Raw genomic sequence first — 23,740 nt, forward strand, 5'->3', positions numbered from 1 at the left:
GGACGAATTTATGAAAGTGCTGATCACCGAAAACCTGCGCATCGATCTCGATTCCGAGCAGTGGGAGTGCCGTGCCTGCGCCGCGCCGCTGATCTCGGCGCGTGACAACTACAAGCGCGGCCTGCTGGTCCACAACCGAGACCCGCGCGAGATCCACAAGCCGCTGCTGGACCCGGCCAAGTACGAGCTGACGTATGCGCCGAACCCGGAGTGGTGCCGCATCCTCGAGTACTACTGCCCGCAGTGCGGGACGATGATCGAGACCGAGTACCTGCCGCCGGGTCATCCGCCAGTGCGCGATATCGAACTCGACATCGATGCGCTCAAGGCGCAGTGGAAGGACCGGCCAGAGGTGAAAGAGGCGCCGGTCGGCAGCGATCCGCCTCGCCGCGCCGCACATGGCGGGCAGCCGGCAGCACGGCTATTTACCGGAGAAACTGCCACCGGAGACGGCCAGTGAAGCGCGTCTCGGTCGATATTGGCGGCACGTTCACCGACTGCTTCGTGGCCTGGGATGGGCGCACCGTCGAGTCCAAGGCGCTCACCACGCACCAGAACCTTGCGCTGGGCTTCAACGATGCGCTTCAGGCCGCCTGCCGCGAGCTGGAGATCAGCGAGCGCGAGCTGCTGTCCCAAGTCGACTCGGTTCGCTATGCCACGACGCTCGGCACCAACGCGCTGATCGAGCGCAAGGGTCCGCGCCTCGGCCTGCTGACCACCGACGGCTTTCGATCCTCGGTGCCGCTGACGCGCGCGAAGGGCTATTCCACCGGCCTGCCGTACAAGCAGCAGATGGACGTGCCGAACGCGCAGCGTCCGGACGCGATCATTCCGATCCCGATGATCCAGGAAGTGCGCGAGCGCGTGGACTACGCCGGCGCGGTGGTGATGTCCCTGGACGAGGAGCATCTGCGCGATCAGATGCGCACCCTGGTGGACAAGGGCGCGGAGGCCATCGTCGTGGTGCTCGCGAACTCCGTGGTCAACCCGGTACACGAGCTGCGCATCCGCGAAATCTTTCTGGAGGAATACCCGGGCCACATGCTCGGCGCGATCCCCATGCTGCTCTCGCACCAGGTCGCGGGGCGCAAGGGCGAGTACGTGCGCGCCATGTCGACGATCATCGACGGCTTCCTGCACCAGGTGATGTACCACGGCCTCGGCACCCTGGAACTCAATCTGCGCAACGCGGGCTACGACAAGCCGATGCTGTGCAATCACAACAGCGGCGGCATGGCGCAGTTGAACTCCACCGACGCGCTGCAGACCGTGCACAGCGGACCGGTGTCGGGCATCGCGGCGAGCGAGCACCTTGCCGGCCAGACTGGCCTGGGCAATATCGTCGCCACCGACATGGGCGGCACCAGCTTCGACATCGGCATCGTGGTCGAGGGCGGCGTCAAGCATTACGACTTCAACCCAATCATCGAACGCTGGATGGTCAGCGTGCCGATGGTGCATCTGGTCACGCTCGGCGCGGGCGGCGGTTCGATCTGCCGGTTCGATCGCATGTTCCAGACCGTGCAGGTCGGGCCGGAATCCGCGGGCTCCGATCCGGGCCCAGCCTGTTACGACCGCGGCGGCCTCAAGCCGACGGTGACCGACGCGGACCTGGTGCTCGGCTATCTCGATCCGGCCAACTACGCGGGCGGCCACATCAAGCTCAACCCGCGGCGCTCGAAGCAGGCGATTGAAGAGCACCTGGCCGAAGAGCTCGACACCTCGGTCGTCGAGTGCGCCAAGCTGATCAAGCGCACCGTGGACGCGAACATGGCCAACGGCATCGCGCGCGAGTTGCGCACGCGCGGCTACGAGCCGGAGCACTTCACTACGCTGGCTTACGGCGGCAATGGGCCGCTGCACGCCTGCGGCATCGCACGCGCGCTGGGCGTCAAGCGCATCCTGGCGCCGCCGTTCGCGTCCGTGTTCTCGGCGGTGGGTGCGGGCAACATGAGCCAGCTGCACATCCACGAGATGAGCGCCTGGACCACGCTATTCGACGCCAACCAGCAGTCGTTCTTCAAGGACTACGCGAAGTTCAACGGCATCGTCGAAGAGCTGGAGCGCCGCGGCCGCGAGGACCTGCTGCGCCAGGGCTTCGAGCCGGCGCAGATCCAGTACCGGCTGGAACTCGACATGCGCTACGGCAACCAGCGCGTGGAGACCGCGGTGGTCACCGACCTCAACCGCGTCACCGCGCCGGAGCACGTGCTCAAGCTCATCGACCAGTTCCATTCGCGCTACGGCGAGCGCTTCGGCGCCGGTAGTCAGACACCCGAGGCCGGCGTGCGTATCAACACCATCCGCGTGTGCAGCTATGTGGCGCATCCGGGCATCGCGTTCAGCGACATCAAGCCGGGCAGCAAGGTGCTGCCGCCGCCCGCGCCGGTGACGACGCGCGACTGTCACTTCGTTGGCGTCGAAGGCGCGCAAAAGACGGCGATCTACAACGACGCTGCGCTGGAACCGGGTACGCAGATCGATGGCCCGGCCATTGTGGTGACGCGGGCAACGACCTACCTGATTGAACCGGGCTGGCGCTACCAAGCGGCGGCGCAGAACGCGGTGTGGTTTTCACAGATCGGCGGCTGAGGAGCAGACCCATGAATGACATGACCATCACTCCCGAACAGCAGGCGATGCTCGACCGCTTCGTGCGCCAGAACAAGATGTTCTACGCGCCGGACCCGGCGATCATGGAGAACCACCGCATCGAGTCGCGCAGCGAGATCGAGGAGCGGCTGCTGTCCGGGCCGGTCGACCCGCATCTGGTCAGCGAGATCCGCGGCCTGCTCGTCGCGGCGCTCGACGAGAGCAACACGATGATCGAGCAGATGGGCGCAGCGCCCGGCGCGAAGTGGGGCGACATGACCACCGGCATCTTCACCGCGGCCGGTGACCTGTCGATGATCGCGCCCTACGGCGTCGGCGGCTTCGCCGCAGCGGTGTTCTACCCGATCAAGTTCATCAACAAGTACTGGACAGACGAACCGACCGTCGGCGTGCGCGACGGCGACGGCTTCATCCACAACGATGCGCGCTACGGCGGCATCCACAACACCGACCAGTCGATGATGATGCCGGTGTTCTGGAAGGGGAAGCTGGTGTGCTGGATCTCGGCCACCATCCATGAGGGCGAGAACGGCGCAACCGAGCCCGGCGGCATGCCGGCCGCAGCGGAGAGCAAGTTCGACGAAGGCTTGAAGATGTCGCCGTTCAAGGTCGTGGAGAAGTTCGAGCTCAAGCGCGATCTCGTCACCTTCCTGCAGAACTCGGTACGCGATCCGAAACTGCAACTGGAAGACATGAAGGTGCGCCTGCATTCCTGCCTGCGCCTGCGCGAACGCGTGATCAGCGTGCTGGAAGAGCACGGCGAGGACGCGCTGATCCTGACCCTGCGCAAGAGCATCGAGGACGTGGTGGAGGAGGTGAAGCGGCGCATCATCGAGCTGCCGGACGGCACCATGCGCACCATCTCGTTCGCCGATTCCACCCTGCGCGAGAACGCGCTGCTCAAGCTCAACATGGCGATCACGGTCAAGGGCGACAAGCTCACCGTGGATATGCGGGGATCGTCCCCTGAATTGCTGAACCGCTCGATCAACGCCTGCCAGGGCTCGTTCAAGACCATGCTGTACAGCGGCTGGATGCAGAACGTGTGGCCAGACCTGCCGTTCACGATGGCGGTGTTCACGCCCTTCGATTTCATCTTCGACGAAAAATCCATCATCAACGGCTCGTTCGATACGCCGCAGGCGATGAGCCTGATCCCGCTGTTCAAGACCATGACCATCGCGAGCATTCCGATGGCCAAGTTCAACTACGGTCTGCCGAATCGCTACACCGCGATCGTGGCGCCGCAGTACGATCAGCCGGCCACCCTGATCTATGGCGGGCTCACCCAGCACGCCGAGTTCGTCGGCAACTTCTGCGCGGACATCAACGGCATGGGGCAGGGCGGTCGCAGCCATCGTGACGGCGAGCACTCGGTGTCGCCGCCGTTCGCGGCGCATTGCGACATCGGCGAGATCGAACTGATGGAGGAAGACCTTCCGCTCGTGCGACTCGGCGCGTTCACCCTGACCAAGGATCGCGTCGGCTTCGGCAAGCAGCGCAGTGGCATGGGTTACGAGCAGATCCACACCTTCCGCGGCTCGGCGATGTGGGGCTACATGACCGGCTGCTCGGGCTCGCTATTCCCGTCCGCCCAGCCGCTATTCGGCGGCTATGCCTCGCCCACTTACCCGCTGTGCAAGATCAAGGGCATCAACGTCTTCGACGAGCTGGCGAAGAATCCTTCGAGCGTTCCGTTCGACATCATCAAGCTGATGAACGAGCAGCCGATCAAGGGCGCGACGTACTCCACGCACCCGATGGCGATGACCTTCGAGCTCGCCGCGCCGGGCGAGGTCTACATGATGTGCCAGGGCGCGGGCGGCGGTTACGGCGACGTGCTGCAGCGTGACCCGGCGCTGGTGATGCGGGATCTGGAAGAGAACCTGCTGTCCGACGACACTGCGCGCGACATCTACAAGGTCGCCTATGACCCGGCCTCGCGGCTCGTCGACGAAGACGCAACGCGCCAGCTCCGTGAGCAGGAACGCGCGGCGCGCATCGCGCGCGGCGTGCCCTACGACGAGTTCGTGAATTCCTGGAACACCGACGAGCCACCGGCCACGCTGCCGTACATGGGCTGCTGGGGACCGGACGTGAGCACCGTGTACGGCGTCATGATGGGGCAGCGCGTGAAGATGGAGGGCAAGGCGCTGCAGAGCCAGTTCATGCTCAACCCGAAGGACGTGCGCATCGCGCAGCTGGAAGCCGAGAACGCGGCGCTCAAGGCGCGAGCCGGCGGATGAGCGTCGCCGAAGGCGCGTTGCTGTGGACGCCGAGCGCAGAGTTCGCCGGGCGTTCGCAGATCGCACGTTACCTGCGCTGGCTACGTGCCGAACGCGGCCTGGATTTCGCAGACTACGAGGCCCTCCGCGCATGGTCGGTGGATCAGCCTGAGGCGTTCTGGGATTCGCTGTGGGCCTACTTCGAGATCATGGCGGAAGGCCGTTACGAGCGTGTGCTCGAAGGCTCGACGATGCAGGACGCTCGCTGGTTCACGGGCGCGCGCGTGAACTACGCCGAGCACCTGCTGCGCCACGAGGCGCAGGCCGCGCCCGACGAGACCGCGATCCATCACCTGACCGAGAACCGTCCGCTCTCGCGCATGAGCTGGCAGGAACTGGGTCGGCAGGTCCGCATCGTGGCCATGCGCCTGCGCGCGCTCGGCATCCGACCGGGTGACCGCATCGTGAGCTACATGCCCAATGTGCCGGAGACCACGGTCGCGATGCTGGCCTCGATGGCGATCGGCGCGGTGTGGTCCTCGGCCGCGCCGGAATTCGGCACACGCACGGTGGTGGAGCGCTTCGCGCAGATCGAGCCCAAGCTGATCTTCGCCTGCGACGGTTACCGCTTCGGCGGCAAGGACTTCGAGCGCACGAAGGAAGTGCGGCAGATCGTGGCGGGCCTGCCGACCCTGAAGCACGTCGTGTGGCTGGACTATCTGAAGGCGGATGGCGCGACGCCGCCCATCGATGGCGCGATCCGCTGGCAGGACCTGTCGTCCGGTCCGGAGGTTTCGCGCACGGGCTTCCGCTACGAGCGCGTCGGCAGCGCACATCCGCTGTGGGTGATGTTCTCGTCCGGCACCACCGGCCTGCCCAAGGCGATCACGCACAACCACGTCGGTCAGCTCATCGAGCATCTCAAGCTCACGACGTTCCATTTCAATCTGGCGCCCGGCGGCGTGATGTTCTTTCACAGCACCACGGGCTGGACGATGTACAACCTGCTGGTGTCTGCGCTGCTCAGCGGCGCAGCGATCGTGCAGTACGACGGCAGCCCGGTGCATCCGGGGCTGGATTTCCTGTGGTCGCTGGCCGCGGCCACGCGTGCGACGAACTTCGGTGCCAGCCCGACCTTCGTGCAAATGATGGAGAAGGCAGGTCTCAAACCGGGCGAGAAGTTCGACCTGTCTGCGCTCGAAGCCGTGCTCGTGGCCGGCGCGCCGAGCACGCCCGAGACGTTCAAATGGTTCTACGACAACGTGAAGCCCGATCTCTGGGTCACCTCGCAGTCCGGCGGCACCGAGGTCGGGAGTGCGTTCGTGGGCGCGTCGCCGACGCTGCCTGTGCATGCGGGTGAAATCCAGGCACGTTGCCTGGGCATGGACGTTCGAAGCTGGAGCGATGAGGGCCGCGACCTCGTGGATGAAGTGGGCGAGCTGGTCTGCGTGAAGCCCTTCCCCTCGATGCCGATTCATTTCTGGAACGACGAAGGCGGCAAGCGCTACCACGAGGCCTACTTCGATGTGTTCCCCGGCGTCTGGCGGCACGGCGATTTCATCAAGATCAATGCGCGTGGCGGCTGCTACATCTACGGCCGCAGCGATTCCACGCTCAACCGTTTCGGCGTGCGCATCGGCACCGCGGAGATCTATCGCACGGTCGAGCAGGTCGAGGAAGTGGCGGACAGCCTCGTCGTCTGCTGCGAACTCGACGGCGGCAACTTCTTCATGCCGCTGTTTCTCAAGCTCAAGCCGGGCTTCGCGCTCGACGACGCGCTGGAAAAAAGGATCGCGCAGAAGCTGAAGTCCGATTGCAGCCCGCGCCACGTGCCGGACCGTATGTACGCGGTCGAGCAGATCCCGTACACGCTGACCGGCAAGAAGATGGAAGTACCGGTGCGCAAGATCCTGATGGGCTGGACGCTGCAAAAGGCAGCGAGCCGCGACGCCATGGCTAATCCGGCCAGCATCGACTGGTACCTGAGCTTTGCCGCGACCACCGAGGATTACCAGCGACCCGGCAGACCTTCAGGCGCCAAGAGGTAGCAGGTCGCCGTTCTCCGGAAACCTGGAATTCGCCTGCAGCTCATTCCAGGCTACGGGGGCTTCTGGTCGGCGAGTCCCGACCGGGGCCATGGCCTCGCGTTACGCCGGCTCTTCGATCACCACGAACGTCGGGGACATGACCTGATCGCGTAGCGGCAGCAGGGCCTGATAGGCAGGTGACTGATACCAGTCGCGTGCCGCTGCGACGCTGGGAAATTTCACGATCAGAGCGGAATCAGCCGACAGGCTGCCGGCGAGCGTCTCGGCCAGCTTGCCGCGGCCGACGATGCTGCCGCCTGCGGCAACCAGCGTTGGCGCTGCCGCACCCGCGTATTCCTGCAAACGTGTAGCGTCCTTGATCTTGGCGAATGCGATGAGATATGCGGCCATGCGTGGCGTCTCCTGAGTGGTGCGGGTTGAGGTTGTGATTGTGATGATCGAACGATGACGGCGAATCGCGCCGGCATCAAGCCGGTCTGGTTATGGGCTTGGTCATGATTCCGGTGATGCGATTGTGAGCGCGCGTGGCGCAAGTGTCCCGCGCTTTGTGCGAGCCGGGGCATTCACGAACAATTCAGACCCTGAGTTCAGGCTGGTCGCACAAATTTTCTGAAGGAGTGTGACCGTGAGAATGTCGCTCAAGCCCAAGCTGAAGCTTTCCATGCTGGTCGGCGCAACGTCCTTGCTGCTGACCGCAGCGGCAGCACAGGCAGCTCAGGCAGGCGACCGCTACCGTCATGGCGAGTACGGCCAGTTCCCTGCGCCCCGACACCTCGAGCAGGTGCGCTTTGAGGACGGCAAATCCGAGTACAAGTACGACGATGGCGTCTACAAGGTGGAAGAAAAGATCGATCGTCGTGCCGGAAAATACGAATACAAATACGAAGGGCCGGACGGCAAGTGCGAGGAAAAGTACGATCAGGGCAACTACGAGTACAAGTGCGAATAAGTCGTCCGCTCCGGGCGGCGGTGTGGGGGGTCATGCCGCCAGGGGCGTGATTTTGCAGATTTCGGCTGCGTCATCTGGTTGCGGTACTCGCCCGGCGTCACGCCCAGGCAGCGTTTGAACGAACGCACGAAGCCGCCGGCGTCGCGATACCCCAGGGCCCCGGCAATCTCGTGAATGCGCAGGTGTTCGTTGGCCAGCAGTTCGCAGGCGCGCTGCTTTTTGACCTTGTCCACTACCTCGTGATAGCTAGTGTTCATCGCGCGCAGTCGGCGGATCAGCGTGCGTGGCGAGCAGTGCAGGCGAGCTGCCACCGTTTCCAGACCGGGCGCGAAGCCGTCGCCCTGGTGATGCTCCTGCTCCAGGCTCTCGAACAGAATCTGCCGCACCACGGTCAGGGTGTCGCGCTCCTCGGCGCCACCGCATAGCGCCTTGCACCGGTTGTGGGCGGCTTCCCACAAGGTCTCGTCGAAGCCGACATTGAGCATGTCGCGCCAGCGATGCGGAAATATCAGCGCGTTACGCGTCGCCCCGAACACCACCGGGCACTGAAACCATTGCGCGTACGTCGCCGAATGCCGGTGAGGCGCCGGATATGCCAGTTCGACACGGGCATCGGCGATGGAGCCGGGCCGAATGGTGCGCGCGTATTCGTGCATCACCAGCATCGGCACCTCGATCAGCATGGCGCGGATGGAGCCGAAATCCATCAGCTCCGCCACCTCGGCGACGAAGTTGTCGCCTTCGCGATAGCCCTGCCAGTGCAGGTAGGGCACGCGGCTGGGGATGTATTTGAGGAAGACGTCGAAACCCGCGCCCAGGGTGGGCGCGCTGAGCCAGGCCATGCTGACCGGGCCGTGGAAATGCTCCCCCATGCGCTGGCCCCATTTCAGGTGCCAGTCGCAGGAGCGCGCCAGCGGCTGCGCGTTGCGCAGCATGCGCAGATGCTGAGCCACGGTGACCGGGCGGGGATAATGCTCCAGGTCCTCCGGCGCGATGCCGGTGCCCGCGGTCAGCCGCAGCAGATGACCGCCGATCTCCTGCGCCAACTGCTTGACGTAGGTGTTCGGCATCAGGGCGCGCTCGATGTCGATTTCACGCATATGAAGGGGCCTTTTCGTCACCCTGGGACAACAACCCTGTCACCCGCTGCGAATGGCTGTCAATTGGGCATGGCCTATGCTGCCAGGGATTAGCTTGTCGCCGCATCAACCATTCCAAGCATTCCAGGAGGAGAACCCATGAGCACCAAGAAGCCCGTCGTCATCTATGGCGTGACCGGCTACACCGGCCGTCTGGTCGCCGAATTCCTGCGCGAGTACCACATGCCCTTCATTGCGGCCGGTCGCGACGCCAAGCGCATCAAGGAAGTGCTGGACAAGGTGCCCGGCATCGAGACCGCCGAGTACGACATCGTCGAGGTCAAACACACGGTCGAGGATCTGACCCAGCTCCTCGAGGGCACCAAAGTACTGTGCAACATGGTCGGCCCGTTCATGGAGTTCGGACCCGAGGCCGTCGAGGCCTGCCTGCGCGCAGGTGTCCACTACACCGACACCAACGGCGAGCAGAACTGGATGATGTGGTGCGACGAGAATTACGGCGCCAAGTTCGCGGAAAAGAACCTGTTGCTGACACCCGGCATTGCGCAGATGTACACCACCGGCGAGATCGCGGCGAACATCTGTCTTGAAACGCCGGGGCTCGACACGCTCGACATCCTGGTGCTGTGGAAGGGCTTCCCGACCTACGCCTCGACGCAGACCATCTTTTCCATCCTCACCGCCAACTTCTATTACCTGGAAAACAAGAAGTACGTGCAGTGGTCGCCCTTCGCCAAGGCCGAAGCCATCGTTCCCGGCCAGCACGCGGTAGCGATGGCGCTGCCCTGGGGTGGCACCGCACACCCGGTGTGGTTCAAGAACGATCCGCGCGTGAAAGACTGCAAGGCCATGGGCGGCGTGTTCGAGCGCACAGTCATGGAAGGCGTGGTGCAAATCACCACGGTGGTGGAAGAACAGATCAAGAAGATGCCCAAAGAGGAGCAGAAGAAGGCCTTGTCCGACATGGCTGCGAGCCTCCAGGCGGGCATGCCGCCGCGCGAGAACCAGCGGGTCAATATCTCGGTCGATTCAGTGCACGCCAGCGGACCGGCGGGCCACGCCCATTGCGTGATCCACGGCACCTGCAACTACAAGCAGACCGGCCTGCTGCAGGCCTATGCGGCCTATCATCTGTGCCAGGCGCCGCCCAAGCGCTATGGCTTTGCCTCGGGCTGCCAGGCCTTCGGCCATCGCGAGCTGCTTGGCGTGCTGCAGGCTTTCGGCCTGGTGCAGAAGCCGGTTCTGACCGTGCACGCCTAGGCAGTCATTGCCTCCATGCGTCGCTGCGGTGCCTGGCACCGCAGCGACGCATGTCATTGCCGCATCCGGATTGCAGCCAACGAGCCGGATCAGCTTGGCGACTTGTCGTAGATCACCACGCAGCGCACCTCGATGCTCTGCCGGTCCGGCGCGTCGGGCGCGGTGGCCGGATCGTCGAAGGCACTGTGAAAGCTGAAGGTGCAGGGCGCTTGCGGATTGCTGGCATCGCTGGCGCTGCCGTTCGAGCGTGCCAGCGTTCCGGCCGAATCCCATTGCTTGATCAGCAGGGCCTCGTCGCGCGTCATCTGCGGAAACCAGGCCCAGCGATGACGCTCCGCGTGTTTGGCGAAGTAGTTCTCGCCGATGCGATCCTGATAGTGCAGTTCGAACACCACCAGGTCCTCGGGTGCCACGCTCTGGCCATCGCAGACCGCCAGCGGATGCATCGCCACCGGCTGTGCGTCGATGTTGCGCCAGAGGTTGACGATGGCGAAGCGCCCACGGTCGGAAAGCGCGTCGGTCAGCATCTGCTCCGACACCAGCGCCTGGCCCTCGGCCAGCACGCTGCGCAGGGTGTCGTTGCCGCCCGGCGGCCGCGCCAGGTCGCGCAGACGCTGCGGGCCGCTGGTCAGGGTGTAGTCGCCGTGCACGACCTGGATCGGCTCCTGCACCTGCTGGCCACCGGCGATGCGCAGCTGGCGTTGCTTGGCCCCAGCGACGCGCACATTGTGATCGAAGGCGTAGGCGCGGCCGCCGGTGATCTGGCCGACGATGCGCGCGCACTCTGGATAATAGTGGTCGAGCACCTGCCGCTGGTCGAGAAAGTCCAGCGACGGTCGCGCCGTCGGCCGCGACAGGAGTTCGAAGCCGTTGCGCGCCAGCGTCGCTTGCCGATGGCCGCGCAATCCGCGGCCATCGACCAAGGCCATCGCGTGCGGTTCGGGTTCGAAGCCCTGGATGCCGTCGTCGTTGCCGTCGCGGTCACGGCGCAACAACACGCGCCCGTTCCGATACAGCGAAGAAGGCGTGGACGCCGCGATGTAATTGAAGGTCGCCGCGACCCTGGGCGGGATGGTGGATGTGAACTGCGTGGCGGTTGCGTGCGTCATAGCCTAGGCTTTCCGCTTGTCTGAGGCAGACCTTGCAGGACTCTGCGCCCAGAGGATAGTTGACGGTCCCGGCCAGCGGGGTACGCCCGGGTTAGGGGCCAGCCCTGATGCCTGCGGGGTCCTCGCTACACCGATAATTGAGCAGGCCGGGTACGACCCGGCGGTGCTGGCGATTCTGCCGGACGCAATGATGAGGTGCACGGGCCATGAGCAGCAACCGGCAATGGATACTCACGCGACGCCCGGTGGGCGACATCCGCGACGGCGACCTGGTTTTGCGCCCAGACCGGGTGCCCAAAGCGGGCAAGGGCGAGGTGGTGGTCAGGACCGAATGGCTGTCGCTCGATCCGACCAACCGCCTGTGGATGAGCGACGTGCCGCAGTACATGCCGCCGGTGGAGCTGGGTGCGCCGATGCGCGGCGTCATCTTGGGCAAGGTCGTGGACAGCGGCTCGGACGCCTTCGAGGTCGGCGGCTTCGTGATGGGCATCGGCTCGTGGAGCGACTACTCGGTGTCGCCGGCCGCGATGCTGTCGCCGGTCCCGGACATCCCCGGCATCGCGCGCAAGGACGTGTTCGGCCAGTTCACCGTGGTGGCGCCGACGGCTTACTTCGGGCTGCTCGACATCGGCGCGCCGAAGATCGGCGAGACGCTGGTGGTATCCGGCGCGGCCGGTGCGGTCGGCTGCATCGCCGTGCAGCTCGGCAAGGCCTGGGGCTGCAAGGTCGTCGGCATCGCCGGCGGCAAGGACAAGTGCGACTGGGTGAAGAACGAACTCGGCGCCGATGCGGTCATCGACTACAAGCAGGAAGACATCCAGCAGCGATTGAAGGCGCTGCTGCCCGAAGGCATCGACATCTACTTCGACAACGTCGGCGGCGACACGCTCAATACCGCGCTGGCACAGATGAACCTGTTTGGCAGGATCATCCAGTGCGGCATGATCTCCTCGTACAACAACGAGGGCAGCTACGACGTGCCGCAGAACTATCCGATGATCCTGATGAACCGTCTGCGCGTGCAGGGCTTCATCGTCACCGACTACGCCGCACGTTTTCCGGAGGCGTTCCGTGCGCTCACCAAGCTGTACGTGGAGGGCCGCCTGAAGTGGCGGCAGCACGAGATCGACGGACTCGAGCAGGCCGATCAGGCCGTGCGCCTGCTCTACACCGGCGGCAACACCGGCAAGCTGATGGTCAAGGTCGCGGACCTGGGCTGAACATCGTGATCGAGTTCCGGAACCCCCGATGAAAAAGCTCTGGAAGACCGAAGTCGCCGACGGCATCGTCGTGGCCACCTACGACCATGCGCCGATGAACTACTTCTGCGCCGAAGGCGCGGGCGAGCTGGTCGAACTGATCGAATCCTGGCGCGACCCGGCGATCCGTGCCGTGGTGCTCACCGGCGCCGCTGCGGGCAAATTCATCACCCACTACAGCGTCGAGGAACTGGAAGGCTACGCGGCGGATCACGACGCCCTGCGCGCCGCGGGCACGGCACTCAACGACGGCTACCACGCCATGCTGCAGTCGTTGAGCGACCTGCCTAAGCCGGTGATCGCGGCGATCAACGGCGATGCGATGGGCGGCGGTTTCGAGCTGTGCCTGTCCTGTGACATCCGCATCCTCGCTTGCGGCGATCACCGCGTCGGACTACCGGAGGCCAGGCTCGGCATCCTGCCCGGCGGCAGCGGCACGCAGCGCCTGTCGCGCCTGATCGGCGCCGGCCGGGCCATCGAGTTCATCCTGCGCGGCCGCGTGCTGCGGCCCGAGGACGCCCACGCGATGGGCCTGGTTCACGAGCTGGCCGATGACGCGCTGGCGCGTGCCCGGGAACTGGCCCGCGAACTCGCCGCGTTGCCGCCGGTGGCCCTGGCGCAGATCAAGCGCGCGGTCTATCAGGGCATCGACCTTCCGCTGGCCGAAGGCCTGAAGGTAGAGGCCGAGGCCTTTCTGCAGACCCTGCTCAGCGACGACGCCCGCACTGCGATGCGCGCCTACATCGCACAGCCGCTGGCGCAGCGACGCGAGTGGATCGAGCATCCACCTGCCCTCCCGTACCGCGGCAGCTGAGCGGCACGGGATGACAACAGGGCACACTGTCGGCCCCGACCCGACAACCCGCCGCAACGCGGGAATCAACTCTCACACGCCCGCCGTGCCCGCCGTGCCCGGCGTATATCAAGACTCTGGAGAATGAACGTGCCGCAAACCGCCGCCCTCAACCGCCGCTTTGTCCTGACGCAGCACACCCAGCCGGACGCCGAGCCGACACCCGCCGTATGGAAGCTGGAGACCGTGCCGGTGCCCGAGGCGGGGCCGGGCCAGGTGCTGCTGCGCACCCTGTGGCTGTCGCTGGACCCGTACATGCGGGTGCGACTCAACGATGCCGACACCTACATGCCCAGCGTCAAGAAGGGCGAGGTGATGGTCGGCGGCACGGTGTCGCGGGTCGAGGCGTCCAACCACCCCGACTACCAGGTCGGCGATCTGGTGCATTCCTATGCCGGCTGGCAGGACTACATGATCTCGGACGGCAGCGACATCATCATCAAGCTGCCGGCCGGCGCGCCGCATCCGAGCTGGTATCTCGGCGCGCTGGGCATGCCGGGGTTCACCGCCTGGCATGCGCTGATGAACATCGGCAAGCCCAAGGCCGGCGAAACCTTCGTGGTGGCCGCGGCGACCGGAGCGGTCGGCCAGATCATCGGCCAGCTCGCCAAACAGGCGGGCCTGCGCACCGTGGGTATCGCCGGGGGACAGAAGAAGTGCGACTACGCCACCGGTGAGCTGGGCTTCGACGTGTGCGTCGATCATCGCGCCAAGGATTTCCCCGCACAGCTCAAGGCCGCCTGCCCCAAGGGCATCGACATCTACATGGAGAACGTCGGTGGGCCGGTGTTCGACGCGGTGATGCCGCTGCTCAAGGAGTTCGCGCGCGTTCCGGTCTGCGGCCTGATCTCGCACTACAGCGGCGGCGGCATGGAGGGCGCGGATCGTCTGCCGGGCTTCATGGCGCAGACCCTGTTCAAGCGCCTGAAGGTCGAGGGCTTCATCATTTTCGACGCCTATCCCGAACACCATGCCAACTTCCAGCAGCACGCACGCCCGCTGGTCGAAGGCGGCCAGGTGAAAGTGCGCGAACACATCATCGACGAACTCGAAAGCGCGCCCCAGGGCCTGATCGACCTGCTCAAGGGCGACAACTTCGGCAAGGTCGTCGTCCGCGTGGGGGCCTGACCATGGGTCGCGTCCAGGACAAGGTCTGCGTGATCACCGGCGGCGCGCGCGGACTGGGGCTGGCGGCTGCCGAAGCCTTGCTGGCCGAAGGCGCCCGGGTGTTGATCACCGATGTCGATCGCGCCGAAGGCGAGGCCCAGGCGCAGCGGCTCGGGTCCAACGCGAGGTTCCGCGTTCAGGACGTGACCGACGAGGGCGCCTGGAAGACCACGCTGGACGCGGTGATCGAGCATTGGGGACGGCTCGACGTGCTGGTCAACAACGCCGGCATCGGCCTGATCGGTGATGTCGAGAAGGCCACGCTCAAGGACTGGCAGCGCACCCTGGACATCAATCTCACCGGCGTGTTTCTCGGCACCCAGGCGGCGATCGCGCGCATGAAGGCCAGCCAGAGCTCGATCGTCAACGTCGCCTCCATCGAGGGCCTGATCGGAGAGCAGGAGATTCCGGCCTACAACGCCACCAAGGGCGGCGTGCGCATCTTCACGCGTTCGGCCGCCATTCACTGTGCGCGCGCCGGCTACAAGATCCGCATCAACAACCTCTGCCCCGGCTTTGCCGAGACCCAGATGGTGGCGGGGGCGGTGGCGTCCATGGCGCCCGAAGACGGAGAAGCGTTTGCGGCGCGGACGCTGGCACGGATCCCGATGGGGCGATTCGCGCAGCCGGCGGAGATTGCCAACTGCGTGCTGTTCCTGGCCTCCGACGAATCCAGCTACATGACCGGCTCGGACCTGGTGGTCGACGGCGGGCTGATCGCCTGAACCCACGTCACCCGGGCCACGGTGGGCGGCTGCCCATCAGCCGCGAGGCTGGGCCCGCAGCGGGCCGCGGCGATCGATTCGATCTGATCCGCGGCGTCCCGATCGGACCGCCCGCTCAGGCGCGCCCGTACATCGTCACCACGCAGGCACCCCCCAGTCCCAGGTTGTGCTGCAGGGCAATCTTCGGATTCTCCACCTGCCGTACACCGCAGCGGCCGCGCAGCTGATCGACCAGCTCGGTGCACTGCGCCAGGCCGGTCGCGCCCAGCGGATGGCCCTTGCTCAACAGGCCGCCGGACGGGTTGGTCACCACCTTGCCGCCGTAGGTGTTGTCGCCATCGGCGATGAATTTCTCGGCGGTGCCCTCGGGCGTCAGGCCGAGGCCTTCGTAGGTCAACACCTCGTTGGCGGTGAAGCAGTCGTGCAGCTCGCAGACATCGACGTCGTCCGGACCCACGCCGGCCTTCTCGTAGACCTCTTTAGCAGCGGCGCCCGTCATGTCATAGCCCACCGCCTTGATCATCGAACCCTGGTCGAAGGTGGAGGTGAAGTCGGTGGTCATCGACTGGGCCAGGATCGCCACGTCGGTCTTGAGCCCGTGCTTTCTGGCGAAGGCTTCGCTGACGATGATCGCCGCGGCCGCACCGCAGGTGGGCGGGCAGCACATCAGGCGCGTCATCGGCCCGAAGATGGTGGGCGAACCCAGCACTTCCTCCTCGGTGACAAGGGTCCGGAAGATCGCCTTGTCATTGTGCTCGGCGTGGCGGCGCGCCTTCACCGACACCTTGGCGAACAGTTCCGGCCCCACGCCGAACTTGTCCAGGTATTCGGCGCCAGCAGTGCCAAACATGTGCGGCGCCATCGGGGCGCCGGGCGCCGGCTTGAGCTGCTGGGCGATATCGATGAACGCGCCCAGCGGCTCGGGCCGATCGTCGAAGTGACTGACCAGCGCGCCGGGCTGCATCTGCTCGAAACCCACGGCCAGCGCGCACTCGACCGCGCCGGATTCCACCGCCTGACGCGCCAGATACAGCGCGCTGGAACCGGTGGAGCAGTTGTTGTTGACGTTGATCAAGGGCACCCCGGTCATGCCCACGTGGTACACCGCGCGCTGCCCGCAGGTGCTGTCACCGTAGACATAGCCGGCGTAGACCTGCTGGACCCGGGTGTAGTCCACGCCCGCGTCCTCCAGCGCGATGGCGACGGCCTTGGCGCCCATGATGTCGTAGGACTCGCTCTTGCCGGGCTTGACGAAGGGAATCATGCCGACGCCGGCGACAAAGATTTTGCGGGTCATGCTGGTATCCTGAGGAACGGTCGAACTACTTTAGTGCGCCGCACACCTGTTGAACCCCTCCATTGGTCTAGGGACGAACCCTAGCCCTCGCGATCCGATCGATGTCTCGGGGCAAACTCATCGTCTTGTCGCTGTGTGTGCTGGTATTGACGGCGTGCTCGGCGCCGCGGCTGACATACGAGCGCCTGGACTGGATCGTGGGCTGGCAGCTCGGCCGCTACGTCGAGCTTGACCGCAACCAGCGACGGCAGTTCGACGCGCTTTTCCAGTCGGGCTGGGACTGGCATCGGGCTCGGCAATTGCCGGTGTACGCGCAGGATTTGCAGGCGCTCTCCGCTCAGATCGACCGGACGGTGAGTCCTGAAGACTTGCTGGAGTGGCAACGGCGCGCCGAATCGCACTGGGATCGGCTCGTGCAGCGTGTGGCGCCGCAGGCCTGTGCAATCGTGGCCAGCCTCAGCGACGACCAGCGCGACTCGATCTTGCGCCGTATCGACGAGCGGATCGACCGCGATCGCGAGCGCTTCGTCGAACGTTCCGAGGCCGAGGTCCGCGAACGGGCCGGCAAGCGTCTGCTGCGCTCGCTGGAGCGCTGGGTGGGGCAATCTTGGCGATGCGCAGCATCGACAGGCGCAGATCTGGAACCAGGCGCGCACCTTGACGCACGAGGTCTGGATTCAACGCCGTGCGCAGTGGCGCGAGCGACTTGCGCTGCTGCTCGATGCGCGTGGAGCGCCGGGCGCGTGCGTCGACCTCGAGCGCCTTTTCCTGCGCGGCCCTGCGGACGGCGGGCTGCACCGACCGCCTGACGCGCACAACCTTGCCTGGCGGACGTTCCTGTCCGATTTCGCCAATGGCCTGCAGGCCGATCAGCGCGAGCATCTACGCGATGAACTGGCGGACTGGCGTGAGGATTTCCAGGTCCTGGCAGCGCGCGCCACGCCGGATCCGGTGCCGTAGGCTCAACCGTCGCCGAAGATTTGCGCTGCCGGCGGAGTGCGGCTGGGCACGTCGAACAGGCGACCGGTTTCGAGCTGCAGTGCCGTCAGGCGGCCACCCCACACGCAGCCCGTGTCCAGGCCGTGAACGGCGAATTCCGGCCAGGCGATGCGACCCAGGGTGGACCAGTGACCGAACACGATCGGCGTGTCCCGCGTCAGCCGGCCCGGCACTTGAAACCACGGCAACAGCTCGGCCGCGTGCCGACCGGGGGCGCCCTTGTGCCGCAGGTCCAGGCGCCCGTCGGCGCCGCAGTAGCGCAGTCGCGTGAGGCAATTGACGACAAAGCGCGCGCGCTCGATACCGCGTAGTCCATCGTCCCAGTGATCCGGCTCGTCGCCGTACATGCGCATCAGAAAGCGAGGTCCATCTGCACTCCGGATGATCCGGCTGGCCTCGTCGGCCAGTTCCAGGGCTTGCGACGGGCTCCATTGCGGCGCCACGCCGGCATGAACCATCAGGGTGCCGGTGGGCTCGTGCAGCAGCGCCAGCGGCTGCCTGGCCAGCCAGTCGAGAACCTCGCCGCGGTCGGTTGCCGCCAGTACCTCGTCCAGCGTGTCGCGGCGACCGGTGCGGGCGCCGTACGACACCGCCAGCAGATGCAGGTCGTGATTGCCCAGGACCACGCTGGCAGCGCTGCCGAGCGCGCGCACGAATCGCAGCACCTGCAGCGATCGCGGACCCCGGTTGACCAGGTCGCCGACCAGAATCACATGGTCTTGCGCGACGTCGAAGCGGATCAGTGTCAGAAGCTCCTGCAGTTCGTCGTAGCAGCCCTGGATGTCGCCGATCGCGTAGGTGGCCATGTCAGATCATGGAAATACGGAACGCAGCTTCAGGTGCTGCACGAATGCGTCGAAGTCCCGGTCGTTGTGGAGCAGGACGTAGTCGTTCTCGATGCAACTGGTGGCGATGAGGGTGTCGATGGTCTTTCGCACGGTGACGCCCTTGCGGCGTAGCCTGCGGTGGTTCTGCGCCGCCTGAATGCTGATGTCCTTGCCGCCCAGAGCGACAATGTCCAGCGACGTCAATAGCGCCCTGGCCCTGTTGAAATCGGTCTCCAATGCGAAGCCCTGGAGCACTTCGGTCAGGATCAGATCGCCCGTCAGCAGGGGCTCGGTTTGCAGAAGCTCATCGAGCCGCTCGGCTTCGGCGGTTGGGTGGCCCCGGAAGTAATCGATCCAGACGCTGGAATCGACCAGGATCACCGATCCGTTCTCATGGCGCCCAGGTCGCCCTGCCAGTTCAATTTTCCGCGCAACCGCCTGATCTGCTCTTGCTTGCGCAGCCTCACAAGGGTGCGCAGCCCCAGTTCCACGGCTTCGCGCTTGGTCTTGAGCCCGGTGAGTCGGAGCGTGTCCTTCATCAGCTTGTCGTCAATCACGATGTTGGTCCGCATCATGTGTACTCTTTCTGGATGATGTACACATTATGCACCGACGTAGGCGCGGCATCATCGCACTGCGATATGGCGCGGCCAGTTGACGCGGCGCCGCTTGGTGCAGTCCCGTAGCCAGCGCATTAGCCCGGGTGCAACCCGGTACCGTTACTGCGTCGGCCAGGGACGGTGGTCGTTGTGGCGGCGAATCGTCGCCGCGGCCGCTTTAGAGCGGAACCGACAAGCGGTACAAAAGCCCGGCCTGTATAGCTTTGACGGTTCCGGGCGGCCGGCACATAGTGGCGTCGCTGGCCGAGCTGGGGCCGGTTTACAAAATACGGAGCGTCGCCATGTTGAATAAACTTTCTACCCGTGCATACGTTGCCATGCAGACCCGCAGCCGCAAGCAGGAAGGTGCTAGCGCGGTTGAGTATGGGCTGATTCTGGGCTTGGTCGCAGTGGTGATTATCGCCACGCTGATTCTGTTGGGCGACGGTCTCGACGATCTGTTCGGAACGGCCCAGACCGCCGTCACGGATGCTGCAACAACGCCTACTCCTTAAAGTTTCGTAGGGCGGGCCTCGCCCGCCGACCTGCGGCGGTCGTGGCGCGCTCCCCACATATCGAAGCGTGGAGACCTGTGAATCGGGCTTGCGGCGGCCACGGGCCGTCCTACGTTCGGGACGTTGCCGGCGGCTCTCATGACCGGTTGCAGCCAACGTGGGGCGGGCCGTGGCCGCTGGCTTCGACAGCCTTAGGGTCCTGGTGATGGTTTCAGCGTCGGCGGGTGTGGGCCCGAAGCTGGCAGCAGCGACGTACTGCGGTCCCGGACCGGCGGGTGCACGCGCGGTATGCCGGAGATCGTTGGCGACGTATCGCATTGACGTTACCGGCTAACATGTAGTGCCCGGCTGGCGCTGCGGCGCGCTGTGGCTAGAGAAATGCAGATCGTGGATTGCAGTCTCCGCTGCCGGGTTCGAAAGCTTCGTTTTCCGGGGGAACCGAATGATCAGTAGTACCGCAGCCAAGGTCGTCGCGGGTGTTGCGATCCTGCTTACGATCGTGCTGGCCGTCGTGGGTTACCGGGTCAGCCGCGACTACGCGCTGACCAACGAGCGTGCACAGGCGCAGGCTCGTGTGGCGGAGCAGGCGCCGACCGAAGACCAGGCGCCCAAGATTCTGGCGGTGGTCGCGGTCAAGCCGCTGGCGGCCTACCAGCCGATTCCCAAGGATGATGTGATTCTGGCGGAAGTCACGGTGGCGCCGCGCGAGTACTACACGAGCCTGGAAGACGTGGTGGGCAAGGAGCCGCTGGTGGACATCGACCAGGGCGCGCCGGTCACCCAGCGTTACTTCGCCGAGGGCAATGTGCTGGCCAAGTCGGTGCCACCCGGCTTTCAGGCGATCTCGGTCGAGGTCACCGATGTCATCGGAGTCGGCGGCTTCGTACGTCCGGGCGACATCGTCGACGTGCTGATGTATCTGCGTAACGGCAATGAAGTCGAAAACGCGCAGGCGCGTGTACTGCTGGAAAAGACCCGCGTGCTGGCTTACCACGAGCTCCTGGTCGACCGGCCGGAAGGATTGCGCGACGCCGAGTCCCCGCAACAGGCCAATCGCCGCCAGCGCACCGCGGTGCTGGCGGTTCCGGATGACAAGACCACGCGCCTGATGTTGGGCGCCAGCATGGGCGAGCTGCGTCTGGCCCTGCACGGTACCGCGCAGGAGCCGGTCGCTGCGGATGGCGGTCAGCTTGCGAGCCTGCCGACGAACGAGGCGGCGCGGAAGGCAGAAGAGGCCAAGAAAGTGCCGGACAAGGCCTTGACCGCGCGGCAACTGGCGCAGGTGGAGCCGCCACCCGCACAAAAGAGAACGGTGGTGCGCGAGCGTGTGTACGTGTATCGCGGCACCGAGATCGAGTCGGTGACGCCTTGAGGCGATGCGCTCAGGGATGACAGGCCAGCGCTGTGGCAATTAGGGTCCGGCCCCTGCAGGTCGGCAGCCAGGCCCGGCGATGGATCGGCGAAAACAGGTAGAAGATTGAATTCGAAAGGGAACCCGGCCGCACATGAACTCCAATAACGGCGTATTCCCGCGGCTGCGGACCTGGTTGGTATGGGTTCTGGTGCCCGTCGCGGTGCTGATCGCGGGGCTCGGCTCCGGAAATGCGGTCCCCGCGCCGCCGCAAGTGCTCGAGGTCGAACTCGGCACCCACATCCTGCTGCGCGAAGCCGCAGGCGTGAAACGGGTGGCGGTGGGCGACCCGGGTATTGCGGATGTCAACGTCATCAACGGGCGCGAGTTGTTGGTGACCGGCAAGAAGCTGGGCCTGACCAGCCTGCTGGTGTGGCCCAAGGCGGTGGCACTTCCCAAGGAGTATCGGATTCGGGTTGGCGCCATCCAGGATCCGACCAAGACCGCCACGCCCGATCCGGAGCTGGCCGCCGCGACCATCGAGCGCGGCGCCAGCCTGGAAGGCCGGCTGCCCAATCTGCTGGCCTACCGTCGTGCGCAGCAGGCCGCGCAACCACCTGGCGAGCAGCCGCTGGACCTCAGCCAGGTCGAGGGTGATTTCCAGGTGTTGACTGAAATCAAGATCGCCGAGGTCAACCGCACCACGGCCAAGCGCTACGGACTCAATCTCAATTATTCGCGCATCGGCAACGACGGCAACATCGCCATCGGCACCGGGTTCGATCTGGTTTCGAATGCCTTCAGCCTGCTGGTCAGCCCCACCGACATCGGCAACAACGAGACCATCGGCGGCATGCTGAACATTCTGGAGACCCGCGGCGTGGTGCGTGTGCTGGCCGAGCCCAGCCTTACCGCGATGAGCGGCCAGACCGCCAGTTTTCTGGCGGGTGGCGAGTTCCCCGTGCCGGTCAATCAGTCCGGTGCGACCGGTAGCGGCAGCGTCACGGTGGAGTACAAGGAATTCGGCGTGCGCCTGGCACTGACCCCGACGGTGCTGTCCAAGGACCGCATCGCGCTGAAGGTGGCGCCGGAGGTCAGCGATCTCGACTTCACTGCGGGCATCCAGATCGGCGGCGTGGCGGTTCCGGCGCTGACGGTGCGGCGAACCGAGACCTCGATCGAACTGGGTGACGGCGAAAGCTTTGTGATCTCGGGTCTGGTCAGCAACAACCTGACTGCGAACGTGGACAAGGTTCCGGGCCTGGGCGACATCCCCATCCTCGGTGCTTTCTTCAAGTCGGTGAGCTACGACCGCTCCGAGCGCGAACTGATCATGGTGGTGACGCCGCACTTGGTGCGCCCGATCGCGCGAGAAGCCAGGCTGCCGCCGCTGCCGGGCGTCAAGTACGACCACTACCGGCCGGGCTTTGGCGAACTGATCTTCGAGGAATCGGGCGATTTCGAATCGCAGTCCACCGGCTTCAGCAATTGATCGCGACCTCGGCGAGAATCAAGACTCATAGAACGTTGCACGGGGATAGCAGGTGAGAACGCAGGCGCTGGTCATTGCCGACGATCCGGTCTACCTCAACTGGCTGCAGAACGCCGCGCCGGGCGCCGAGTTTTCGTTGGCGCGCGTGAGCGATGTTGACGATCTGGTGGATCGCATCCACGCCACCGGTCGAGTCGACGTGGTGTTCTTCGAGTTCAGCCCCGCCACTGCAGCGGTGCGTGCCGCCCTGGTGGAGCATCTGCTCGAACGCGTCCCCGACATCGCGGTCGCTGGCGTCGGTCAGGATGGCGACTCGGCCACGATGCTGGCAGCGATGCGAGCTGGCGCGCGGGACTTCTTCATCGTGCAGCGCGATGACGCCAACGTCGCCGCGCTGCTCAGCCGGCTGTTGCGACGCAGTGCGCCGGGGGCCACTGCGGGACGTGCGCAGGGCCGGGTCTACGGTGTCATGGCGGCGTTGCCCGGCGAGAGCATCGCCTTTCTCGGCGAACATCTGGCGCTGGCCTGTGCCGAGCGACTGGGCAAGGGCGAGCGGGTGCTGCTGCTGGACGTGGCAATACCGGCCGGTGCTGCCAGCATCTTCCTGAATCTCAACCAGACCTACGGCGTGCTCGATGCCATCAATGACGGCAACCGCTGCGATGCCACCTTGGTCGACACGGCGTTTTCGCGCCATGCCAGCGGGCTGTATGTGCTCAGCCTGCCGGAAGACTTCATCGGCCGACCGCACATCGACGGCACCGAGCTGATGCAGTTACTGAGTGTTCTGCGCGGCCTGTTTGCCTGCACGGTGGTGGCCTACGACGGCCATCTGGGCGTTGATGCGCTGCGCGGGCTGCTCGGTCTTGCGGATCGCAGCTTGATGCTCACCGACCAGTCGATCCTGCGATCGCGGCATAGCAAGTACCTGCTGCGTGCGCTGCGTCTGGACGACTGTCCGCTGGACCGCCTCGGCCTGGTCGTGGACGATTATCGAAAACGTGTAGGTCTGGAACCGCAGAACCTTTCCGAGCTGCTGGACCTGCCGGTGTCGGCCACCCTGAGTACGCAGGCGGCCAACCGCACCCAGGCGATGAACCAGGGCGAGCCCATGTTCGTCTGTGCGCCCAAGGACGAATACTGTGCCGGCGTGCGCCAACTCGCGGCCACGCTGCAGGCGCCCCGGGACGCCACGACCGGCACCAGTGAATCGGGCGGTGGCCTGCTGAGCCGGCTGTTCAAGTGAAGCGTGGCCCGCAATTCCTCGCTGCGGCGGCCATGGGCCGCCCTAGGTGCGATTCCGACGGTAGGGCGGGCCGTGCCCGCCGCCGCGGTTCGTTGCATGTGCCGAG

General features: G+C 65.4%; 22 protein-coding genes and 1 pseudogene. 16 read left to right on the forward strand and 7 right to left on the reverse strand.

The window, feature by feature from the left end; all coding sequences use genetic code 11:
* The first annotated feature begins 10 nt into the window (after positions 1–10).
* The 4 genes from ACOOHP_RS03715 to ACOOHP_RS03730 are packed head-to-tail and all read left to right on the forward strand — an operon-like array spanning position 11 to position 6,886.
* Positions 11–460 (forward strand): acetone carboxylase subunit gamma, encoded by a 450-nt coding sequence (locus tag ACOOHP_RS03715; RefSeq protein ID WP_420465111.1) that lies wholly within the window; start codon positions 11–13, stop codon positions 458–460.
* A complete protein-coding gene (locus ACOOHP_RS03720) occupies positions 457–2,592 on the forward strand; it encodes a hydantoinase/oxoprolinase family protein (protein WP_420465112.1) in 2,136 nt (711 codons plus the stop codon). Before ACOOHP_RS03715 ends, ACOOHP_RS03720 begins: the two co-directional genes overlap by 4 nt.
* 11 nt (positions 2,593–2,603) lie before the next feature.
* Complete coding sequence (locus ACOOHP_RS03725; protein ID WP_420465113.1) at positions 2,604–4,859, forward strand: hydantoinase B/oxoprolinase family protein; 2,256 nt, start codon at positions 2,604–2,606, stop codon at positions 4,857–4,859.
* Positions 4,856–6,886 (forward strand): acetoacetate--CoA ligase, encoded by a 2,031-nt coding sequence (locus ACOOHP_RS03730; RefSeq protein WP_420465114.1) that lies wholly within the window; start codon positions 4,856–4,858, stop codon positions 6,884–6,886. Before ACOOHP_RS03725 ends, ACOOHP_RS03730 begins: the two co-directional genes overlap by 4 nt.
* 99 nt (positions 6,887–6,985) lie before the next feature.
* Here ACOOHP_RS03730 and ACOOHP_RS03735 read toward each other — a convergent pair whose 3' ends face one another.
* The gene (locus ACOOHP_RS03735; RefSeq protein WP_420465115.1) at positions 6,986–7,276 is read right to left on the reverse strand and encodes a DUF1330 domain-containing protein; all 291 of its coding nucleotides are present in this window, start codon (positions 7,274–7,276) and stop codon (positions 6,986–6,988) included.
* A 235-nt stretch (positions 7,277–7,511) separates the two neighbouring features.
* On the opposite strand from ACOOHP_RS03735, the gene ACOOHP_RS03740 reads away from it, so the two are divergent.
* Positions 7,512–7,835 (forward strand): hypothetical protein, encoded by a 324-nt coding sequence (locus tag ACOOHP_RS03740; RefSeq protein WP_420465116.1) that lies wholly within the window; start codon positions 7,512–7,514, stop codon positions 7,833–7,835.
* On the opposite strand, the gene ACOOHP_RS03745 is transcribed toward ACOOHP_RS03740, so the two are convergent.
* Positions 7,814–8,935 carry an AraC family transcriptional regulator ligand-binding domain-containing protein gene (locus tag ACOOHP_RS03745; RefSeq protein ID WP_420465117.1) on the reverse strand — a complete coding sequence of 374 codons (1,122 nt, stop codon included), beginning with the start codon at positions 8,933–8,935 and terminating at the stop codon, positions 7,814–7,816. The genes ACOOHP_RS03740 and ACOOHP_RS03745 overlap by 22 nt on opposite strands.
* Positions 8,936–9,073: 138 nt before the next feature.
* Here ACOOHP_RS03745 and ACOOHP_RS03750 point away from each other — a divergent pair, with 138 nt between their 5' ends.
* On the forward strand, positions 9,074–10,195 hold the full coding sequence (locus tag ACOOHP_RS03750) for a DUF5938 domain-containing protein (protein ID WP_420465118.1): 1,122 nt from the start codon (positions 9,074–9,076) through the stop codon (positions 10,193–10,195).
* An 89-nt stretch (positions 10,196–10,284) separates the two neighbouring features.
* Here the strand turns inward: ACOOHP_RS03750 and ACOOHP_RS03755 are convergent, their stop codons facing one another.
* Positions 10,285–11,304 carry a CmcJ/NvfI family oxidoreductase gene (locus tag ACOOHP_RS03755; RefSeq protein ID WP_420465119.1) on the reverse strand — a complete coding sequence of 340 codons (1,020 nt, stop codon included), beginning with the start codon at positions 11,302–11,304 and terminating at the stop codon, positions 10,285–10,287.
* Between the two features lie 206 nt (positions 11,305–11,510).
* Between ACOOHP_RS03755 and ACOOHP_RS03760 the strand changes: the two genes are divergently transcribed.
* The 4 genes from ACOOHP_RS03760 (at position 11,511) to ACOOHP_RS03775 (ending at position 15,308) form a co-directional block, all read left to right on the forward strand.
* Positions 11,511–12,524 carry an NADP-dependent oxidoreductase gene (locus tag ACOOHP_RS03760; RefSeq protein WP_420465120.1) on the forward strand — a complete coding sequence of 338 codons (1,014 nt, stop codon included), beginning with the start codon at positions 11,511–11,513 and terminating at the stop codon, positions 12,522–12,524.
* A gap of 28 nt (positions 12,525–12,552) precedes the next feature.
* On the forward strand, positions 12,553–13,377 hold the full coding sequence (locus ACOOHP_RS03765; protein WP_420465121.1) for an enoyl-CoA hydratase/isomerase family protein: 825 nt from the start codon (positions 12,553–12,555) through the stop codon (positions 13,375–13,377).
* 123 nt (positions 13,378–13,500) lie between these two features.
* Positions 13,501–14,544 (forward strand): NADP-dependent oxidoreductase, encoded by a 1,044-nt coding sequence (locus ACOOHP_RS03770; RefSeq protein ID WP_420465122.1) that lies wholly within the window; start codon positions 13,501–13,503, stop codon positions 14,542–14,544.
* Between the two features lie 2 nt (positions 14,545–14,546).
* Positions 14,547–15,308 (forward strand): glucose 1-dehydrogenase, encoded by a 762-nt coding sequence (locus tag ACOOHP_RS03775; protein WP_420465123.1) that lies wholly within the window; start codon positions 14,547–14,549, stop codon positions 15,306–15,308.
* 115 nt (positions 15,309–15,423) lie between these two features.
* Here the strand turns inward: ACOOHP_RS03775 and ACOOHP_RS03780 are convergent, their stop codons facing one another.
* Positions 15,424–16,605, reverse strand: coding sequence for a lipid-transfer protein (locus ACOOHP_RS03780; protein WP_420465124.1), 1,182 nt, complete (start codon positions 16,603–16,605; stop codon positions 15,424–15,426).
* Positions 16,606–16,706: 101 nt separating this feature from the next.
* On the opposite strand from ACOOHP_RS03780, the pseudogene ACOOHP_RS03785 reads away from it, so the two are divergent.
* Both ACOOHP_RS03785 and ACOOHP_RS03790 read left to right on the forward strand, forming a co-directional pair.
* Positions 16,707–17,150 (forward strand): annotated as a pseudogene (locus tag ACOOHP_RS03785) (DUF6279 family lipoprotein); the annotation flags it as partial.
* Positions 17,151–17,262: 112 nt separating this feature from the next.
* Entirely contained in the window at positions 17,263–17,565 is a 303-nt protein-coding gene (locus ACOOHP_RS03790) for a hypothetical protein (protein WP_420466992.1), read from the forward strand.
* Between the two features lie 2 nt (positions 17,566–17,567).
* On the opposite strand, the gene ACOOHP_RS03795 is transcribed toward ACOOHP_RS03790, so the two are convergent.
* The 3 genes from ACOOHP_RS03795 to ACOOHP_RS03805 are packed head-to-tail and all read right to left on the reverse strand — an operon-like array spanning position 17,568 to position 19,003.
* Positions 17,568–18,410 carry a symmetrical bis(5'-nucleosyl)-tetraphosphatase gene (locus tag ACOOHP_RS03795; protein WP_420465125.1) on the reverse strand — a complete coding sequence of 281 codons (843 nt, stop codon included), beginning with the start codon at positions 18,408–18,410 and terminating at the stop codon, positions 17,568–17,570.
* Between the two features lie 6 nt (positions 18,411–18,416).
* Positions 18,417–18,812, reverse strand: coding sequence for a type II toxin-antitoxin system VapC family toxin (gene vapC / locus ACOOHP_RS03800; protein WP_420465126.1), 396 nt, complete (start codon positions 18,810–18,812; stop codon positions 18,417–18,419).
* Positions 18,809–19,003 carry a type II toxin-antitoxin system VapB family antitoxin gene (locus ACOOHP_RS03805; protein WP_420465127.1) on the reverse strand — a complete coding sequence of 65 codons (195 nt, stop codon included), beginning with the start codon at positions 19,001–19,003 and terminating at the stop codon, positions 18,809–18,811. Before ACOOHP_RS03805 ends, vapC begins: the two co-directional genes overlap by 4 nt.
* Before the next feature lie 329 nt (positions 19,004–19,332).
* Between ACOOHP_RS03805 and ACOOHP_RS03810 the strand changes: the two genes are divergently transcribed.
* The 4 genes from ACOOHP_RS03810 (at position 19,333) to ACOOHP_RS03825 (ending at position 23,634) form a co-directional block, all read left to right on the forward strand.
* On the forward strand, positions 19,333–19,545 hold the full coding sequence (locus ACOOHP_RS03810; protein ID WP_420465128.1) for a Flp family type IVb pilin: 213 nt from the start codon (positions 19,333–19,335) through the stop codon (positions 19,543–19,545).
* Positions 19,546–19,987: 442 nt separating this feature from the next.
* Positions 19,988–20,917, forward strand: coding sequence for a Flp pilus assembly protein CpaB (cpaB, locus tag ACOOHP_RS03815; protein WP_420465129.1), 930 nt, complete (start codon positions 19,988–19,990; stop codon positions 20,915–20,917).
* A 133-nt stretch (positions 20,918–21,050) separates the two neighbouring features.
* Positions 21,051–22,388, forward strand: a complete 1,338-nt coding sequence (locus ACOOHP_RS03820) for a type II and III secretion system protein family protein (protein ID WP_420465130.1) — start codon at positions 21,051–21,053, stop codon at positions 22,386–22,388.
* A 52-nt stretch (positions 22,389–22,440) separates the two neighbouring features.
* Entirely contained in the window at positions 22,441–23,634 is a 1,194-nt protein-coding gene (locus tag ACOOHP_RS03825) for an AAA family ATPase (RefSeq protein ID WP_420465131.1), read from the forward strand.
* Positions 23,635–23,740: the final 106 nt, after the last annotated feature.

Source organism: Panacagrimonas sp., from assembly GCF_965216805.1.
Taxonomy (GTDB): domain Bacteria; phylum Pseudomonadota; class Gammaproteobacteria; order Nevskiales; family Nevskiaceae; genus Panacagrimonas.

Coding starts and splice junctions, on each gene's coding strand:
- ACOOHP_RS03715 (WP_420465111.1), top strand. CDS start 11: ATGAAAGTGCTGATCACCGAAAACCTGCGCATCGATCTCGATTCCGAG.
- ACOOHP_RS03725 (WP_420465113.1), top strand. CDS start 2,604: ATGAATGACATGACCATCACTCCCGAACAGCAGGCGATGCTCGACCGC.
- ACOOHP_RS03730 (WP_420465114.1), top strand. CDS start 4,856: ATGAGCGTCGCCGAAGGCGCGTTGCTGTGGACGCCGAGCGCAGAGTTC.
- ACOOHP_RS03735 (WP_420465115.1), bottom strand. CDS start 7,276: ATGGCCGCATATCTCATCGCATTCGCCAAGATCAAGGACGCTACACGT.
- ACOOHP_RS03745 (WP_420465117.1), bottom strand. CDS start 8,935: ATGCGTGAAATCGACATCGAGCGCGCCCTGATGCCGAACACCTACGTC.
- ACOOHP_RS03750 (WP_420465118.1), top strand. CDS start 9,074: ATGAGCACCAAGAAGCCCGTCGTCATCTATGGCGTGACCGGCTACACC.
- ACOOHP_RS03755 (WP_420465119.1), bottom strand. CDS start 11,304: ATGACGCACGCAACCGCCACGCAGTTCACATCCACCATCCCGCCCAGG.
- ACOOHP_RS03760 (WP_420465120.1), top strand. CDS start 11,511: ATGAGCAGCAACCGGCAATGGATACTCACGCGACGCCCGGTGGGCGAC.
- ACOOHP_RS03765 (WP_420465121.1), top strand. CDS start 12,553: ATGAAAAAGCTCTGGAAGACCGAAGTCGCCGACGGCATCGTCGTGGCC.
- ACOOHP_RS03770 (WP_420465122.1), top strand. CDS start 13,501: ATGAACGTGCCGCAAACCGCCGCCCTCAACCGCCGCTTTGTCCTGACG.
- ACOOHP_RS03775 (WP_420465123.1), top strand. CDS start 14,547: ATGGGTCGCGTCCAGGACAAGGTCTGCGTGATCACCGGCGGCGCGCGC.
- ACOOHP_RS03780 (WP_420465124.1), bottom strand. CDS start 16,605: ATGACCCGCAAAATCTTTGTCGCCGGCGTCGGCATGATTCCCTTCGTC.
- ACOOHP_RS03795 (WP_420465125.1), bottom strand. CDS start 18,410: ATGGCCACCTACGCGATCGGCGACATCCAGGGCTGCTACGACGAACTG.
- ACOOHP_RS03805 (WP_420465127.1), bottom strand. CDS start 19,003: ATGCGGACCAACATCGTGATTGACGACAAGCTGATGAAGGACACGCTC.
- ACOOHP_RS03810 (WP_420465128.1), top strand. CDS start 19,333: ATGTTGAATAAACTTTCTACCCGTGCATACGTTGCCATGCAGACCCGC.
- cpaB (WP_420465129.1), top strand. CDS start 19,988: ATGATCAGTAGTACCGCAGCCAAGGTCGTCGCGGGTGTTGCGATCCTG.
- ACOOHP_RS03820 (WP_420465130.1), top strand. CDS start 21,051: ATGAACTCCAATAACGGCGTATTCCCGCGGCTGCGGACCTGGTTGGTA.